The 17528-nt window shown below is 71.0% G+C and carries 11 protein-coding genes; 7 read left to right on the top strand and 4 right to left on the bottom strand.

Going from position 1 to position 17528, the window contains the following annotated elements:
* Positions 1-41 precede the first annotated feature (41 nt).
* Positions 42-1703, bottom strand: coding sequence for an ABC transporter substrate-binding protein (locus tag ACFC51_RS34390; protein ID WP_376370613.1), 1662 nt, complete (start codon positions 1701-1703; stop codon positions 42-44).
* A 311-nt stretch (positions 1704-2014) separates the two neighbouring features.
* Between ACFC51_RS34390 and ACFC51_RS34385 the strand changes: the two genes are divergently transcribed.
* Both ACFC51_RS34385 and ACFC51_RS34380 read left to right on the top strand, forming a co-directional pair.
* Positions 2015-6001 (top strand): NocE, encoded by a 3987-nt coding sequence (locus ACFC51_RS34385; RefSeq protein ID WP_376532667.1) that lies wholly within the window; start codon positions 2015-2017, stop codon positions 5999-6001.
* A 72-nt stretch (positions 6002-6073) separates the two neighbouring features.
* Positions 6074-6367: a transporter gene (locus tag ACFC51_RS34380; RefSeq protein ID WP_376370616.1), complete on the top strand. Its 294-nt coding sequence runs from the start codon at positions 6074-6076 to the stop codon at positions 6365-6367.
* 62 nt (positions 6368-6429) lie between these two features.
* Here ACFC51_RS34380 and ACFC51_RS34375 read toward each other — a convergent pair whose 3' ends face one another.
* From ACFC51_RS34375 to argJ, 3 genes are all read right to left on the bottom strand, one after another.
* On the bottom strand, positions 6430-7245 hold the full coding sequence (locus tag ACFC51_RS34375) for a BTAD domain-containing putative transcriptional regulator (protein ID WP_376370617.1): 816 nt from the start codon (positions 7243-7245) through the stop codon (positions 6430-6432).
* 644 nt (positions 7246-7889) lie between these two features.
* The gene (locus ACFC51_RS34370; RefSeq protein ID WP_376532665.1) at positions 7890-8885 is read right to left on the bottom strand and encodes an MBL fold metallo-hydrolase; all 996 of its coding nucleotides are present in this window, start codon (positions 8883-8885) and stop codon (positions 7890-7892) included.
* 99 nt (positions 8886-8984) lie between these two features.
* Positions 8985-10163, bottom strand: a complete 1179-nt coding sequence (argJ, locus tag ACFC51_RS34365; protein ID WP_376532675.1) for a bifunctional glutamate N-acetyltransferase/amino-acid acetyltransferase ArgJ — start codon at positions 10161-10163, stop codon at positions 8985-8987.
* A 224-nt stretch (positions 10164-10387) separates the two neighbouring features.
* Between argJ and ACFC51_RS34360 the strand changes: the two genes are divergently transcribed.
* From ACFC51_RS34360 to ACFC51_RS34340, 5 genes are all read left to right on the top strand, one after another.
* Positions 10388-12103, top strand: coding sequence for a thiamine pyrophosphate-binding protein (locus ACFC51_RS34360; RefSeq protein ID WP_376532663.1), 1716 nt, complete (start codon positions 10388-10390; stop codon positions 12101-12103).
* Positions 12103-13635, top strand: a complete 1533-nt coding sequence (locus ACFC51_RS34355) for an asparagine synthase-related protein (RefSeq protein ID WP_376370689.1) — start codon at positions 12103-12105, stop codon at positions 13633-13635. The genes ACFC51_RS34360 and ACFC51_RS34355 overlap by 1 nt, the downstream gene beginning before the upstream one ends.
* 57 nt (positions 13636-13692) lie before the next feature.
* Complete coding sequence (gene speB, locus ACFC51_RS34350) at positions 13693-14643, top strand: agmatinase (protein WP_329236089.1); 951 nt, start codon at positions 13693-13695, stop codon at positions 14641-14643.
* Positions 14640-15614 (top strand): clavaminate synthase Cs1, encoded by a 975-nt coding sequence (cs1, locus tag ACFC51_RS34345; protein ID WP_376370624.1) that lies wholly within the window; start codon positions 14640-14642, stop codon positions 15612-15614. Before speB ends, cs1 begins: the two co-directional genes overlap by 4 nt.
* Before the next feature lie 304 nt (positions 15615-15918).
* On the top strand, positions 15919-17508 hold the full coding sequence (locus ACFC51_RS34340) for a penicillin-binding transpeptidase domain-containing protein (protein ID WP_376370626.1): 1590 nt from the start codon (positions 15919-15921) through the stop codon (positions 17506-17508).
* Positions 17509-17528: the final 20 nt, after the last annotated feature.

The raw sequence follows: 17528 nt of genomic DNA, 5'->3' as shown, positions 1-17528 counted from the left end.
CAGCCGGCGGACGGGTCCGCCGGCTGCCCCGCCGTCGTGCGTCAGCGAGCGCCCAGCGCCACGTAGTCGTACATCCCGAAGGACCCCGTGACGAACACGTTGCGGGCGTCCGGGTGACGGTAGAGCAGCGAGCGCGGGTAGAGGTACGGCACGATCACGGCGTGGTCCATGGTCAGCCGGTCGATGCGGTGCCAGATGGCCGCGCGCTCCGCCAGGTCGCCGCTGACGGCCCCCTGGTCGAGCAGGCCGTTGATCTCCGGGTCGTCCAGTTCACCCATGTTCTGGTTGCCGCGCTCCTTGATGGCGCGCCCGTCGACGATCTGCTGGAAGAAGCCGTAGCCGTCGGGGAAGTCGGCCCCCCACCCGAACATGATGATCCCGATGCCGTGCTCACGCAGGTACGAAGGGCTGCCGCCGTAGCGGTCGAAGTAGTCGCCGGACGGGAAGTCCAGCACCTCGGCCTCGATGCCGACGCGGGCCAGCCCGGCCGCCAGCGCCTCGGCCGCCCGGTACTCCTTGAGGCGGTCCTTGCGGGCGGCGATCTTCGTGCGGAACCCGTCCGGCATGCCGGCCAGGGCCAGTTCGGCGCGCGCCGCCTCCAGGTCACCGGTCGCGTCCGGGCCGACCGGGTAGCGGTCGAAGGGCTGGTAGCCGTCGATGGTCGGCGGGAGGATGGTGGTGGCGATGTCGCCGCCGACGGGGCCTCCGTACGCCGCCTGCATGGCCGCCTTGTCCGTGGCGAACTGCACCGCGCGGCGGCAGTGGACGTTGTCGAACGGGGTGATCCGGCTCGACAGGCAGTAGATCCAGGTGAATCCGGTCAACGGGTTGTCGGCGTTGGCCCGCAGCTCGGGATCGGCCAGGATGCGTTCCTGGGCCGCGGGCTGCACCCCGAAGCCCGCGAGGTCGATGTGGGCATCGCCGTTGAGCAGCATCAGGTCCACCTCGTGCGGGTCCTTGCCCAGGTGCACCTCGATCCGCTCGGCCCGCTGGCGGCGTACGGGGTCGGTCTCCGGGTCCCAGTGCGGGTTGCGCTCCAGGACGACGAGCTTGCCGCGTTCGTAGGAGTCGACACGGTAGGGACCGGTCGCCACCGGGCCGAGCCGGTAGCCGATACCGGTGTCCCGGTCCCTGGGGACCGGGGTGGTGCTCGGCATGGTGGCCAGCAGGTCCATGCCGGCGAAGGGCTCGGTCAGCCTCAGGATCAGGGTGCGGTCGTCGGGGGTCTCCACGGTGACCGGGCCGTCCACCTCCGGCTCGCGCCAGGGACCGCCGTACTCCGTGCCCAGCAGGTGGCGGAAGTAGGTGGGGCCGACGCCGAGCACGTCGGTGCCGTAGTTGCTCCTGGCGATCGCGTACTTGACGTCCGCGGCGACGACGGGGGTGCCGTCCTCGTAGAGGAGTCCCGGGCGCAGCCGGTAGGTCCAGGTCCGTCCGCCGTCCGAGGACTCACCGAGCGACTCGGCGAGGTCCGGGACGAGCCGCTGGCCGGCCTTGCCGGGCGCGGTGTCGAAGGTGACCAGCGTCCGGCCGATCAGGCGCAAGAAGTTCCAGGTGTAGGCGTAGTACGTGTTGCCCGGGTCGAGCGAGTCGAAGTCGTCGGTGCGTACGAGGCGGAGAGTCCCGCCCAGCGCGTCGGTCGGGGCGACCACGCCGTCGACGGCGGCGTCGAAGCCGGTGGTGCCCGGCTGTTCGGTCTCCATGTCCCAGCCCTTCTCGCGGTGATTTCCGCGCCATTCTGCGGGGATGCGGGGGCCCTGGGGTGGGGTGCGGCGCCCGGGCGCATAGCCGACTGCGGGTCGGTATAGCGGGAGAGGGGGGTGAGAGGAGGGGGAGAGTCCCGGCTGATTGGCTCGCGTCCCCCCACGCGCGAAGCGGACGCCCGCTTCCCCCCACGCGCGACACGGGCGTCCGTACGAGAGGCGAGAAGACCATGCCACGAAGAAGGATTTGGCATATACCTGTCATAACCGTCGCCGCCACCGCTCTTCTGGCGGGCTACCCGGCGGTGTCGATGGCCAAGACCCCCACCCCTCCCCCGGGCGCCGCCCAGGGGTGGTCCCAGAAGGACGCGGCGGACGCCGCGAAGCCCGGCCCCGCCGAGCTCCCCGAAGCCGTACCGGCCGCTGACCGCGCGAAGGTCCTCGGCTCCGGCTACCGCACCTCCGACGACCTGGCCTGGACCACCTCGGGCGACGCCACCGGTTTCCACGTCATGGTCGCCGCCGCCGAGGACGGGTACCGCTGGAAGACCGCGGCCACCCTGTCCGAGCCCGGGTTCGACACCGACACCTGGATCGGCAACGCCTGCCTCACCGCGTCCGGCAAGCGCGCCGCCGTCACCTACGCGCCCCGGACCTTCACCAACAAGCCGGCGCTGCTGACCCGCGGGGCCTTCACCGCCGTCGTCGACCTGACGACCGGTGCGGTCACCAAGCTCCCCGTCCAGTCCAGCCTGAGCTACTTCTCCCCCGGCTGCGGCACCACGGAGAAGGCGGTCTTCTCGCAGTTCTCCGACGACGAGTCGGAACGGAACGAGACCCGCCTCATCGGTGTCGACACCGCGACCGGCAAGACGGCGAAGCCGCTGAAGCTGCCCGGCCAGGTCACCTCCGCCGTCCCCCTCGGTGACGACGGCTACGCCGCCGCGCAAGGCTCGCGCCTGGTCCAGGTCGCCTCCTCCGGCAGCGTGCGCGTGGCCGCCCGCACGAGCGCCGTCCCCTTCCAGCTCACGGCCGCCTCGGACGGATCCGTCGTCTACATCGACCGGCCGGGCACCACCGCCGGAGCCGCGAAGTCCGCCGACGAGCGGGCCGAGGTCCGGCGCGCGCCGGCCGCGCTCTTCGGCGCCGCCAAGGCCACCGGCACCACCCGGCGCCTGGCCACCGGCGCCCTCACCGACTTCGACCTGGCCCGCTCGGCCCGCACCGGCACGGTGTACGTCACCGGCGAGGCCAAGGCCGCAGGCACCCTGCCCGCGTCCGTGCGCATGCCCGCGGGAGTGGCCAAGGACGCCGTCCTGTCCACGAAGGGCGAGGCCGCGGTCACCACTGCGTGGGCCGACGGCAAGGACTCCCGGATCTCCCCGCAGGAGGCCGCCTCGGCACGGACCGCCCGGACCGAGGTGAAGGTCCTGGACACCGGACGCACCGTCACCCTGGACTCCCAGCCCGGCACGACGGTCGGCTCGACCGCGAAGACCGCGGCCGGGCTCGCCACCTCCCCCGCGCTCACCCGTGGCACCGGGGCCGCGGCTCCGAAGCTCGCCGCCGCCTCCCCGACCAACCCGGTCGAGGACGAGCGCTACTGCTCGGTCCCGCGCGGTGACGTCAAGAAGCAGGCCTTCCAGCCCACCCCGCGCCAGGTCGAGTGGGCCGTGGACCAGGCCGTGGTCGGGAAGCTCAACGCGCACGTCTCCCGCGCCGCCAACTGGAAGAACACCGGGATGTCGGCCTACCAGCCGCAGTCCCTCTTCCCCCTGAAGACCATGGCGGGCGACCCCAACGGGGTGCCTGACGCCGCCGACGAGTACCACATCCCCGCACAGGTGATGCTGGGCGTCACGGCCCAGGAATCCAACATGTGGCAGGCCACGCGCTTCGCCGTCCCGGGTGTCACCGCGAACACGCTGATCGGCAACTACTATGGCATCAGCCACGGCTCCGACGGCCAGACCCCGGACCCGTGGGCCATCAACTGGGCCTCCGCCGACTGCGGTTACGGCATCGTCCAGGTGACCGACGGCATGCGCAAGGCCGGGCACGAGAAGCCCGGCGAGACCGCGCTCTCCGTGCAGAAGCAGGAAGCCGTCGCCCTCGACTACACCGCCAACATCGCGGCGGGCGTCAACATCCTCGTGGACAAGTGGAACCAGACGTACAGCGCCGGGATGACCGTCAACGACGGCGGACCCGGGTACATCGAGAACTGGTTCTTCGCCCTCTGGGCGTACAACTCCGGCTTCTACCCGCAGTCCAGCGCCGGATCGCACGGCGGCCACTGGGGTGTCGGCTACACCAACAACCCGGCCAACGCGCTGTGGAAGGCCAACCGCACCCCCTTCCTGGAGAGTGCCGCCGGCAGCGACGACTACTCGCACGCCGCGCACCCGCAGGACTGGCCCTACCAGGAGAAGGTGATCGGCTGGGCCGCCCGCCCCATCTCCGCGATGTTCGCCCCCGGCGACTTCCAGCCCGGCTACCGCGCCGCCTGGTGGACGGCCACGGACCAGCGGACGCGGGCCAAGCCGCCGGTCGGGCAGTTCTGCGACAGCTCCAACAACTGCGACCCGAGCAAGATCAAGGAGGGTGACACCGACACCAACGGCGCGTGCCAGCTCAACAACCCGGCCGACGAGTTCTTCCTGCACTGCTGGTGGAACAAGAAGACCAGCTGGAAGAGCTGTGCGGGCGGCGCCTGCGGATACGCCCTGCACCGCTTCGACGCCACCTATCCGGAGCAGCCGGACGGCAACGCCTACCCGCCCCGGTGCTCCAGCGGCCTGCCCTCCGGCACGTACGTGATCGACGACGTGGCCTCCGGTGTCACACCGACCGGCTCGTCGGGACGTAGTTGCGGAGCGACGACCTCACCCGGCACCTTCGGCTTCACCTTCACCGCCGACGGGGCCAACTATCCGGGCAAGATCGACACCCATCAGATCGGGGCCGGGTACGGCAACCACTTCTGGTTCTCGCACACCAGGAATCAGGCGACCGCCGAGGGCGCCCGGATGAAGACCACCGGCACCTGGACCCTCACCAACGGCATGACCGGCTGGGCCCGGGTCTGGGTGCACCTCCCCGACCACGGCGCCCACACCCGGCAGGCCTCGTACACCGTCTCGGGGACCAACAGCACCAGCCCGGTACGCGTGACGCCGCAGCGCGTCGGGGAGAACAAGTGGGTCTCCCTCGGGGTGTTCCAGTTCACCTCCACCCCGAAGATCGCACTCTCCACGCATGCGGCCGACGGCAGCGGGTCCGAGGACGTCGCCTGGGACGCGGCGGGCTTCCAGCCGCTGTCGGCCAAGCCCAAGGACGTGGTCGTCGCCATGGGCGACTCCTACTCCTCGGGTGAGGGCGCCTCGGCCGCCGGCGGCGTCGACTACTACAAGGAGACCAACTACCGGGACACCAGCAACCCGTCGACCCGCAACGCCTGCCACCGCTCGACCAAGGCGTGGTCCCGCCAGGCCACGATCCCGGGACGCTCTGCGTCCGTGGGCTCGATGGACGACAGCCGGTCCGCGGCCATGGACTACCACCTGATCGCCTGCTCCGGCGCTCGGACGTACAACATCGCCGACGTAGGCGAGAACGGGGAGCTGCCGCAGCTCTCCAAGGGGTACCTCGACCAGAACACCACACTGGTGACCCTGTCCATCGGCGGTAACGACGCCCGGTTCGCCTACATCATCCAGAAGTGCATCTTCGGCGGCATCGGCTGGCCGACGCTGTGCCAGAACCAGACGTTCGACGACGACGACGCCCATACGGACGACGCGGCCTACCAAGGTCTCACCGTCGGAGTCGCGGCCGAGCGGCTGGCGAAGGAGCGGGTGCGGCCCGCCATCACCACAGCACTGAAGAAGATCCAGGCGAAGGCACCCAACGCCAAGATCGTTCTGATGGGATACCCCCCGCTGCTGGAGAGGTCGGGGCAGTGCATTCCCGGGATCGGCACCGAGGAGGCTCCCTGGCTGAACAGCATGGCCAGCACCCTCGCCACCGAGATGCAGGGCGCGGTCAACGACGCCAAGGCCGCGGGAGCCAAGGCCTGGTACTCCAACCCCGCCCAGAACTTCGCGGGCAAGGCCGTCTGCGGTGACCCCGAGCAGGTCAACGGCATCGTCCTGGACCTCGTCGAGAGCGACGAGCCCCAGATCGACTGGCCGATCCTGCAGCTCGGCGCCTCGGCGCAGTCCTTCCACCCGAAGGTCGGAGGAGCCCGGCTGTACGCGGACTCCCTGGAACGGACGATGCAGGGCATGGGTCTCTGACCCGGACGACCGACAGGCCCTCCCCTCCCCTCCTCGGGGAGGGGAGGGGAGGGCCACCGGAAGAGGTGAGCGATGCGACGGGTCTCCCGCCGCGGTGATCTCGGGGCGGCCGCGCTGCTGCTCCTGATGGACGTCGTCCTGCTGGCGGCCCTGCTCTTCGGAGTGCTCGTCTCGGGAGGTCTGACGGGCAGCCCGGACCGGGCCGCGGCGGGCCGTGAGGCTTCACGGGCCGCGCTGGTCTGCCTGGCCGTCCTGCTGGCCTCCGGCGGCATCGCCGCCGCGGTGCGGGCCTGGGCGGCCACGGCGGTCCAGGTGATCGTGCTGGGCGGCGCCGCGGCCGTCCTGTGGACGGGACTCGCCTCCTGACACACCGACGCGCTCCCGGGCACGGCAGCCGGGGAGCGCGTCGGGCGTGTGAGGGGACGGGGTCAGCGCCGGGCCATGCCCGGCACGGCTGCCAGCATGTCGGCGTCCTGACGGAGGATCGCCCGCTCCAGAGTGGTCAGCCTGGGGCCGGGGTCGATCCCCAGCTCATCGGTCAGCGTGTTGCGGGCCCTTCGGAACACGGCGAGCGCGTCGGCCTGGCGGCCGGAGAGATAGAGCGCCTGCATCAAATGTGCGTACAGCTCCTCCCTGAGCGGGTGAAGGACGATGAGGTCGGTCAGCTCCCCGATGGCCTCCTCGTATTCGCCCAGCGTTATTTCCAGGCAAATGCGCTGTTGCAGGGCGGCGACGCGCTCCTCTTCCAGCCGTGCCGCCCGGGTCTGCAATGCGCTGCTCGAAATCGTGGCAAGGGCAGGTCCCCTCCAGAGGGCGAGGGCGTCCTTGATCCGCTCCAGCGCCTCCTCCTTGAGCCCTGCACGGACCAGCTTCTTCGCCGCCGCCACGCTGTACCGGAAGATATCGCTGTCGATCTCGCAGTGGGCGGGGTCCAGCTGGTAACCGGAAGCCGTCGACAGGACGGTTTCCTGCGGGACGCCGGCCGCGGCCAGCGAGCGGCGGATCATCCACACACTCGTCTGAAGCTGGCCCGGGGCGGTCCTGGGCGGATTCTCACCCCATAGATGGCCGATGAGTTCGGGTGTACTGACAGCTCTCCCCGACACAAGTGCGAGGGCGGCGATGACCCGGAGCTGCCGCTGTCCGGCGAGCGGCACCGCCTCGTTCCGGTAATACATGGAGACCGGACCCAATATGCGAATGTGCACGCTGACCATAGGGATTCTCCCGTTCTGCCTGTTCATGGCTGACTTCCCCCGCCATGAACTGCTGAGTTTTCGCACGCAATGGTTTGAATGCTCTGGTCAATGAAGCGAAAGCAGCGGTCATGGTTTCGGCCACTACGCGCGTAGCGGGGCCCTGTCCTATCGATTCGGGACAGTAATCAGCCATCCATGCCCCGTCAACGACGCCCGGATGGGTGCGGCTGAAAACTGTCGTGCCGACGGGAGCGAAAAAGCGCCTGGGGGAAACCCGGGGATAACGCTCGGGAGCCAGGGGCCCTGGCCTGCAAGATCGTGTATGGCGGGGAGTAGTCACCGGCGTCCGACGCCTCCGGGGCGCGGCGCGGCACGACCCCCGGTACGTCAAGCCCCTGCGGAAGATGTGCGTCCGCCGTGAAGAAAATGGGCCCCTCGCATGGAGATCGAGGTTACCCAGCGCACCGTTCCGGACTGAGAACCGCCACTTCAGTGGTCTAGTCCAGTGATGGCGCAAACCCTACTCCACGGAGGCCGCTCGTCACGGGGTGCGAGGCCGACCAGTGACGCCGGTCACCCTTCCCACCAGGGGCGGGGCGGCGTTACCACTCTGAACTGTGCAGACTCCGCCGCCCTTTGAGGGTGAACCGGATACGGCCCCGGGCCCCGGCGGCCAGGGCCGCCGGGGGTCACGCGAGGTCGAGCAGCTCCAGATGCCGGGGCGCCAGCACGCGGGCACCGCCGTCCGGCGAACTCCGCCCGGCCGCCCGCTCCAGCGCCGTCACCGCGTCGGAGGACGCGGTACGGAAGACTCCCGAGTCGCCCAGCGGGGTCACCATGTCGTCGTGGTGGCAGGGCAGCAGTACGGACGGCGAACCCAGCGCACCCAGCAGCCGGTCCGGGTAGCCGTGGACGGCGGCGTGGCCGCTCATCCCGATCACCGCCACATCGGGCCGCGCACCCGCGAGCTCCCGCTCCGCGACGTTGCTCGTACCGGTCAGCAGGACGGACGGGCCGCCGTCGACCGAGACCTGGAAGGCCAGCGTCTGCCCCTCGACGAGGTCACCCAGGGTCCGGGGCCGCGAGGGAATCTCGTCCCGCGTCCCGGCGGCGAAGGACGAGTAGTCCTCCTGCCTGCTGTGCAGACTGCGGAACACCTCCACGCTGTAGCCCTCGAACTGGAGGTGGTCACCCCCGTTCACCGCCACCACGTCCGCCATGCGGTGCGCAGGGGTGCCCATCGCGGCCAGCAGGTGACGTGAGGTCGTGTCGCAGAGCGTCCGGACGCGCCGGCCGCCCCAGGCCGGCCTCGCCAGCAGTTGCGGCACATCGGCGAGATGGTCGAAGTGTCCGTGGCTGATCAGGATCAGCTCGGGCGCCCCGGTCAGCGCCTCCTCCGCAACGTGCTCAACCGCCTCCGGGTCCAGGCGCAGCGGCAGGGCCGGGTCGAGGGCGCCACTCCCGTCCGCGTACGGCATCCGGCTCAGATAGGGGTCGAAGAGCACACTGCGGCCTGCGAAGAACAGCTCCCAGCCGGCCACGCCCAGCCAGCGCAGACCGAGCGAGGTGCCTCTGGGCAGGCTGCGGGGGCGCGCGGCCGGCAGCGGGGCGGCGCCGCCGACCAGCAGCCCCGCCGCCCCCGCGCCCAACGCGCCCTGGAGGACCGACCTTCGCGACTGACCCATGCGCCACCTCGTTCACATTGTGCTGATCACACGTCACCCTACGGAGTGGAGGTGGCGAGGCGGCACATTTGAGTCAGCGGCGGGCCGGGGCGTGGCGGATCAGGTGGTGTACTCGGAGTTCAGGCGGACGTAACCCTCCGTCAGGTCACAGCCGTAGACGGTGAACTCCCCCTCACCGATGCCCAGTCCGATGCCGATCAGGACCTCGCTGCCGCGCATGTGCTCGGCAACCGTCGCCCGCAGCTCGGTGTCGCCGGGGCCGTCGGAGCTCTGCGGATAGACCTGGGTCCCGCCGAACCGGACGGTGACGTTCTCGGGGAGGATGTCGGTGTCGTCGGTGCACTTGCCGATGGCCATGTTCACCCGGCCCCAGTTGGGGTCGCTGCCGTGCACGGCGGTCTTGACCAGCGGCGAGTTGACCACGGTCTTCCCGACTCGCTTGGCCTGCGCCGTGTCCCGGGCGCCGGTGACCCGCACCTCGATGAGCTTGCTGGCGCCCTCGCCGTCGGAGGCGATGTTCTTGACCAGGGCCAGCGCCACCTCGTGCAGCGCCTCCTCGAACTCCGCCGGATCCACGTCGCCGGCCAGCCCGTTGGCGAAGAGGACCGCCGTGTCGCTGGTCGAGGTGTCGGTGTCGATGGACACGGCGTTGAACGTCCGGTCCATGACGCTGCGGAAGATCCGGTCCTGCGTGTCCCGGGGCAGCCGGGCGTCGGTGGCGAAGAAGGTCAGCAGGGTCGCCATGTCGGGCTCCAGCATCCCCACACCCTTGGCGATACCGACGAGCGTCGCGTCACCGCACCGCACCCTGACCTCCTTGGGCCGGGTGTCGGTCGTCATGATGGCCCGCGCCGCGCGGTCGAAGCCGCCCTCGGGGAAGGGCCAGGAGAGCGTCTTGATGTGCGACCGGATCTGCTCCATCGGGTACTGGAGGCCGATCACGCCGGTGGAGGCGATCAGCAGCTCGTCCGTGGAGATCCCGGTGGCGGCGGCGACCGAGTCGCGCACCTCGCGGGCGTTGCTCTCCCCTTCCGGTCCGGTGGCGACGTTGGCGTTCCGGGCGACGACGACGACACCGCGGGCCATCCCGTCGGCCACCGCGGCCCGGCTGAGCACCACGCTCGGGCCGGAGAAGCGCGACTTGGTGAACACCCCGCTGACCTGGGTGGGCACGGTCGAGGCCAGCACGGTGAAGTCGTCCCGCCCGTCGTCCGAGAGCCCCACCGGAGCGGTGTGCACCACGAACCCCGCGGGCTCCTGAGTGGTCGTACGGGTCATGATCGCCTTCTTCCTCTGTGATGTCATTATGCGCTCACTCGTATGCCTATTCATCTATCACACGTGACGCGGTCCCATGGCCCGAACGACCCCGAACCTGCCTCCGGACCCCGTCGAAGTGCACTACAGAGCGGTCGGATAGGCGCTGGAGAGGCGGTGGAGAGAGCCCACCGGCACGGTGACGGCAATCCGCTTCCCCGTCGACATCCTGGAGACGACGCCGTATGTCCCGTGTTTCGACCAAGCCCAGTGGCAACCCGACGGCCGCACACGCCCTGCTCAAGCGTCTCCACGAGCACGGAGTGGAGACCGTGTTCGGTGTCGTGGGCCGCGAAGCCGCCTCGATCCTCTTCGACGAGGCACCGGGGATCGACTTCGTCCTCACCCGGCACGAGTTCACCGCAGGTGTGGCAGCCGACGTGCTGGCCCGCATCACCGGCCGGCCGCAGGCCTGCTGGGCCACGCTCGGCCCCGGCATGACGAACCTCGCCACCGGCGTGGCGACCTCGATCCTGGACCGCTCGCCCGTCATCGCGCTGTCCGCGCAGTCCGAGTCGCACGACATCTTCCCCAACGACACGCACCAGTGCCTGGACTCGGTCGCCGTCATGCGCCCCATGACGAAGTACGCCGTCGAGCTCCAGCGGCCCGACGAGGTCACCGACCTGGTGGACTCCGCCGTCGCCGCAGCGATGACCGAGCCCGTCGGCCCCAGCTTCATCTCGCTCCCCGTCGACCTGCTCGGCGCCGACATCGACGCCTCGGTCACCCACCCCGAGGCGCGGACCCCCGTCAAGCCGGTCGGTGCCGTCGAGGCAGGCTGGGAGGCCACCGCCGACGAGGCCGCCGCCCTGGTCGCGGGTGCCGAGCACCCGGTCTTCGTGGTCGGAGCCGCGGCCATCCGCTCCGGCGCCGTCCCCGCCATCCGGGCCCTGGCCGAGCGCCTGGACGTGCCGGTCATCACGACGTACATCGCCAAGGGCGTCCTGCCCCACGGCCACCACCTCAACTACGGCGCCGTCACCGGCTACATGGACGGTATCCTCTCCTTCCCGGCCCTGGAGACCCTCTTCGGCCCGGCCGACGTCATCGTGACCCTCGGGTACGACTACGCCGAGGACCTGCGTCCCTCGATGTGGGACCGCGGCGGCGAGAAGACGACCGTCCGCGTCTCCCCGACCGTCAACCCGATCCCCCGGGTCTACCGCCCGGACGTCGATGTCGTCACCGATGTGCTGGCCTTCGTCGAGCACCTGGACGCCGCCACGGCGGAGGTCGCCAAGAAGACCCCGCACGACATCACTCCGCTGCGTGAGCGCGTCGCCGAGTTCCTGGCCGACCCCACCGAGTACGAGGACGGCATGCGGGTCCACCAGGTGATGGACTCCATGAACACCGTGATGGAGGAGACCGCCGAGTCCGGCGAGGGCACGATCGTCTCCGACATCGGCTTCTTCCGGCACTACGGGGTGCTCTTCGCCCGTGCCGACCAGCCCTTCGGCTTCCTCACCTCGGCCGGCTGCTCCAGCTTCGGCTACGGCATCCCCGCCGCGATCGGCGCCCAGATGGCCCGCCCCGGCCAGCCCACCTTCCTCATCGCGGGCGACGGCGGCTTCCACTCCAACAGCGCCGACCTGGAGACCATCGCCCGGCTCAACCTGCCCATCGTGACGGTCGTCGTCAACAACGACACCAACGGGCTCATCGAGCTCTACCAGAACCTGGGTCACCAGCGCTCCCACGACCCGGCCGTCAAGTTCACCGGCGTCGACTTCACGGAGCTCGCCCGCGCCAACGGCGTCGAGGCCGTCAAGGCCGACACCCGCGAGGACCTGCTCGCCGCCCTGCGCAAGGGAGCCGGTCTCGGCCGCCCGTTCCTGATCGAGGTCCCGGTGAACTACGACTTCACCTCCGGCGGCTTCGGTGCCCTGAGCATCTGATCATGGCGCACACACTCCCCGCGGCAACGGGGTTCCTGGTCTCCGCCCAGCAGGGCGGGGGCCGGGGCCCCCGGCCCGTCTTCGCCACCCGTGGCTCCCACGAAACCGTGGCCGAAGCCCTCCGTACCCAGACCCTGAACGCCGTACTCGTCCACACGGGTTCGGCCGGGGACGCCGTGGCCCGCTCCGGGGACACGGCGCTCGTCCTGGCCGGCGAGCTCTACAACCGGGAGGAACTGCTCACCCTCCTCCCGGCCGGCACGGACGCCCGCACGGACGCGCAGGTCCTGCTCGCCCTGCTGGGCGTCTACGACCTGCACGCGTTCCGGCTCCTCAACGGCCGCTTCGCAGCGGCTGCCGCCCTCGGCGACCGGGTGCTCCTGGCCACCGACCACGCGGGCTCCGTCCCGCTCTACACCCTTCCTTCGCCCGGCCGGATACTCGCCGCCACCGAGATCAAGGCCCTCGTCCCGGCGACGGCCCAGGCCCCGCCGTCCGGGCGGCCCGTCGCCGACGCGCGCCGGGTCCGCCGGGTGCCCGGCGTCCACCAGGTCCCGGCCGGCACGGTCCTGGACCTCGACGTCCGTACGGGCACCGCGGTGCCCTCCCGGACCTGGACCCCGCCGGTGTCCCGGCGGATCCTGCCCGAGGCGGAGGCCACCGGCGCCGTGCGCGAGACGCTCGAACGGGCCGTACGGGCCCGCACGGGCGGCACCACCCCGCTGGTGGTGCTCTCCGGAGGAATCGATTCTTCCGGGGTCGCCGCGCTCGCCGCCGCGCACACCGACGGCCCCCTGGACACACTGTCCATGGGCACGGACACCTCGGACGAGTTCGCCGAGGCACGGGTGGTCGCCACCCACCTCGGCTCCGCCCACCGGGAGATCACCGTCCCCACGGCGGACCTGCTCGGCCAGCTCCCGTACGCGATCTGGGCGTCCGAGTCGGTCGACCCGGACATCATCGAGTACCTGCTGCCGCTCACCGCCCTGTACCGGGCACTCGACGGGCCCGCCCGCCGCATCCTCACCGGCTACGGAGCCGACATCCCGCTCGCCGGCATGCACCGCGAGGACCGGCTGCCCCAGCTCGACACGGCCGTGGCGTACGACATGGCCACCTTCGACGGGCTCAACGAGATGACCCCGGTGCTCTCCGGCATCCAGGGCCACTGGTCGACCCACCCGTACTGGGACCGCGACGTGCTGGACCTGCTGGTGCCGCTGGAGGCCGGGCTGAAACGCCGCCACGGCCGCGACAAGTGGGTCCTGCGCGAGGCGATGAGCGCGCTGCTGCCGCACGAGACGGTGACCCGGCCGAAGCTCGGCGTGCACGAGGGGTCGGGGACGACGTCGTCCTTCAGCCTCCTCCTCATGGACGCCGGGGTGCCGGAGGCAGACATCCACCGGGCCAAGTCGCTGGTGGTGCGGGAGATCTTCGACCGGGTGGTCGTCGAGGGCCTGCCACCGGCCGAGGTGAGCACCGCCGACGCCGTGCACCAGGTGTCCGCACGGCTGAAGGAGAGCGAGTGAACCGCCTCAGCCCCCGTCCCGGCCGCCCGCGGCCCTACCGACAGGAGGGATGACGTCGTGGAACGTGTCGACACCGCGATCTCGCCCCGCTACGCGCAGATCCCCACCTTCATGCGCCTCCCGCACGATCCGCAGCCCAGCGGCCGCGACGTCGTCGTCATCGGCGCCCCGTACGACGGCGGCACCAGCTACCGGCCCGGGGCCCGCTTCGGCCCGCGCGCCATCCGCAACGAGTCCGGTCTGATCCACGGGGTGGGCATCGACCGGGGGCCCGGCACGTTCGAGCTCATCGACTGCGTGGACGGCGGGGACATCGACCTCACCCCGTTCAACATGCACATCGCGATGGAGACCGCCCACCGCCATCTGCGCGGGATCCTCCAGGACAACGCCGCGTTCCTGATGCTCGGCGGCGACCACTCGCTCACCCTGGCCGCCCTGCGCGCCGTGGCCGAGCAGCACGGTCCCGTCGCCGTGGTCCATCTCGACGCCCACTCCGACACCAACCCCGCCTTCTACGGGGGCGAGTTCCACCACGGGACCCCCTTCCGGCACGGCATCGACGAGGGGCTCATCGACCCCGGGCGCACGGTGCAGATCGGCATCCGGGGCCACAACCCCCAGCCGGACTCGCTGGACTACGCCCGCGGCAAGGGGGTGCGGGTCGTCACCACCGACGAGTTCGTCGAGACCGGTGTCGCCGGGACGCACGCCCTCATCCAGGAACTGATCGGCGACCGCCCCGTCTACGTGTCGGTCGACGTCGACGTCGCCGACCCCGCCTTCGCCCCGGGCACCGGCACCCCCGCGCCCGGCGGGCTGTCCTCCCGCGAGGTCCTGGCCCTGCTGCGCTGCGTGGGCGAGCTGCGGCCGGTCGGCTTCGACGTCATGGAGGTCTCACCCCTCTACGACCATGCCGGGATCACCTCCGTCCTGGCGACCGAGATAGGCGCGGAACTGCTCTACCAGTACGCCCGCGCTCACATCAAAGGAAGGAACGACGCGTGACCGTCATCGACTGCTCCGAACTCCGCGACGAACTCCTGGAACTCGCGGCACGCCTGCCCGCGGTGCCGCGCGCGGACCTCCCGGCCTTCCTGGAGGCGGCCAAGGAGGCCTCCGGCGACCTCCCGGCGTCCATCGCCGAGGCGCTCGACGCCTTCAACGCGTCCGGCAACGAGGACGGATACCTCCTGCTGCGCGGCCTGCCCGTCGAGCCGGAGGACCGGCTGCCGCGCACCCCCGAGTCCACCCCCGCGCCGGTGGAGCGCCCGCTGCTCACCATGGAGGCGATGCTCGGCGTCGTCGGCCGCCGGCTCGGCCTGCACACCGGGTACGGGGAGCTGCGCAGCGGCACCGTCTACCACGACGTGTACCCCTCGCCGGGAGCGCACCACCTGTCCTCGGAGACCTCCGAGACCCTGCTCGAATTCCACACGGAGATGGCGTACCACCAGCTCCAGCCCAACTACGTGATGCTCGCCTGCTCCCGCGCCGACCACGAACGCAGAGCCGCGACCCTGGTCGGTTCGATCCGCAAGGCGCTGCCGCTGGTGCCGGAGGGCTTCCGCAGCCACCTCTTCGACCGCAAGGTGCCCTGCTGCGTCGACGTCGCCTTCCGGGGCGGTGTCGAGGACCCGGGCGCGATCGCCGAGGTGAAGCCGCTCTACGGCGAGTCGGCCGACCCGCTGCTCGGCTACGACCGGGAGCTGCTGGCCCCCGAGGACCCCCGGGACGTCGAGGCCGTGGAGTCCCTGTCCAAGGCGCTGGACGAGGTGACCGAGGCCGTGTACCTGGTCCCCGGTGACGTCCTGATCATCGACAACTTCCGTACGACGCACGCCCGTACGCCGTTCACACCGCGGTGGGACGGGGCCGACCGGTGGCTGCACCGCGTCTACATCCGCACCGACCGCTTCGGTCAGCTCTCCGGCGGCGAGCGCGCGGGGGACGTGGTCACCTTCACGCCGCGCGTCTGACGGACCGACCCGCACGGCCCGGCGGGCCGGTGGCACCCCCCGACGACGTGGGGCGCCGCCGGCCCGCCCGTCGTGCTGTCCGGCGCCGGCCGCTCTCGGCTCACTCTCCCGCCGCTCTCCGTGGGGCCCCGGTGCCGGGGAGCAGCGGTTAGCGTGTCGGAGGGACGGCCGGAGACGGTCCGGTCACGGAAGGTATCCGCAGCGGACGAGGAGACAGCGCCAAGTGTCTGACCCCACCTTGCAGCAGATGGCACGTCATGACCGAGCGGGAAGTCGCGGACCACGCAGAGGACCGGTGCTGGGCGTGGCGGTGGCCGTCGTGGTGGCGGCGGGCGCGGGCTGGTGGGGGTACCGGGCCTGGTCCGGGGACGGCACGGAGACGGACCCCGAGGTGGTCGCCGCCACCGAGCGGCTCCAGTCGTTCCTCGACGGGTGGGCGGCGGGCGAGGCCGCGAAGGCCGCGGCCCTCTCCGACTCCCCGGAGAACGCCGAGTCCCTGCTGACCTCGGTGATGACGAACCTGAAGCCCACCAAGGCGGAACTGTCGGCGGGTGACGGGAAGAAGAACGACAAGGGCGAGGTGACCGTCCCCTTCACCGCGCGGTTCACCATCCCCGCGGTCGGGCTGTTCAGCTACGGGTCGGAGGCGACCCTGATCAAGAAGGCCGAGCAGTGGACCGTGGAGTTCGGCTCGCCGATGATCCACCCCCGTCTGAAGCCCGGGCAGACCCTCGCGCTGAAGAAGGCGGCCGAGCGGGCTGCGGTGCTCGACAAGAACGGCGACGACCTCCAAGCCGCCTCGCTGCGCGGCTCGGTCGACGAACAGGGCAAGGGCACCTTCGGCCTCGAAGCGCGCTACGACAAGCAGTTACGGGGTGGCGCGGGTGCGGCGACCAGTGAGGTGGTGATCGCCGACCGGCAGTCCGGGCAGGCAGAGGCGTCCCTCACCAAGAGCTCCGCGAAGCCGGGCACCCCGGTCAGGACCACCATCGACCCCGAGGTGCAGAGCGCCGCGGCAGAAGCCATGGAGGGGCTGAAGGTGAACGCGGCGCTGATCGCCGTGGAGCCCTCCACCGGTAACGTCCTGGCCGTCTCCAGCCGTCCGGCGGGAGGCCTGAACCGGGCGCTTGCCGGGCAGTACCCGCCCGGTTCGACGTTCAAGGTGGTGACGGCGGCGGCGATGCTGAAGGCGGGCATGAAGCCGGGCGACGTCGTGAAGTGCCCCAAGTTCGCACATGTCGACGGGCAGCGGTTCGAGAACCAGAAGCAGTTCACGCTGCCGGCGGGGTCGACGTTCAAGGACTCCTTCGCGAACTCCTGCAACACCATGTTCGTGGAGAACCGCGCGAAGGTCGGCGGCTCCGCCCTGCACGAGGCGGCGGAGGCGTTCGGGATCGGCGGCGTCTGGGACGTGGGCGACTCGACGTACGACGGATCGGTCCCGGTGAGCACCTCGGACAACGACCTCGCGGCGTCCACGATCGGCCAGGCGCGGGTCCAGGCCTCACCCCTGGTGATGGCGTCGATCGCGGCGACGGTGAAGGAGGGCTCCTTCAAGCAGCCGGTCCTGGTGCCCGACGCGGTCAAGAAGAAGCACGAGGCGACGGCACGGCTCGACCCGGCGGTCACCGGCGACCTGCGCGACATGATGCGGGCGACGGTGACGTACGGGGCGGGCAGCGCCCTGAGGGGGATCCCCGGGGAGCCCCACGCCAAGACCGGGACGGCGGAGTTCGGCGAGGAGAAGCCGCCGCGCACCCACGCCTGGATGATCGGCTACCAGGGCGGCAGCGACCTGGCCTGGTGCGTGATGCTGGAGGACGGCGGTTCCGGCGGCGCCGACGCGGGGCCGGTGGCGGCCAGGTTCCTGAAGAGCCTGACGGACGCGGGCTGACCGGGCGCGACGGAGCACCC

It is taken from the genome of Streptomyces sp. NPDC055962, from assembly GCF_042270185.1.
GTDB lineage: Bacteria > Actinomycetota > Actinomycetes > Streptomycetales > Streptomycetaceae > Streptomyces.
This window is presented reverse-complemented; position numbering and strand designations above follow the sequence as displayed.

Coding starts and splice junctions, on each gene's coding strand:
- ACFC51_RS34385 (WP_376532667.1), top strand. CDS start 2,015: ATGGCCAAGACCCCCACCCCTCCCCCGGGCGCCGCCCAGGGGTGGTCC.
- ACFC51_RS34380 (WP_376370616.1), top strand. CDS start 6,074: ATGCGACGGGTCTCCCGCCGCGGTGATCTCGGGGCGGCCGCGCTGCTG.
- ACFC51_RS34375 (WP_376370617.1), bottom strand. CDS start 7,245: ATGAACAGGCAGAACGGGAGAATCCCTATGGTCAGCGTGCACATTCGC.
- ACFC51_RS34370 (WP_376532665.1), bottom strand. CDS start 8,885: ATGGGTCAGTCGCGAAGGTCGGTCCTCCAGGGCGCGTTGGGCGCGGGG.
- ACFC51_RS34360 (WP_376532663.1), top strand. CDS start 10,388: ATGTCCCGTGTTTCGACCAAGCCCAGTGGCAACCCGACGGCCGCACAC.
- ACFC51_RS34390 (WP_376370613.1), bottom strand. CDS start 1,703: ATGGAGACCGAACAGCCGGGCACCACCGGCTTCGACGCCGCCGTCGAC.
- argJ (WP_376532675.1), bottom strand. CDS start 10,163: ATGACCCGTACGACCACTCAGGAGCCCGCGGGGTTCGTGGTGCACACC.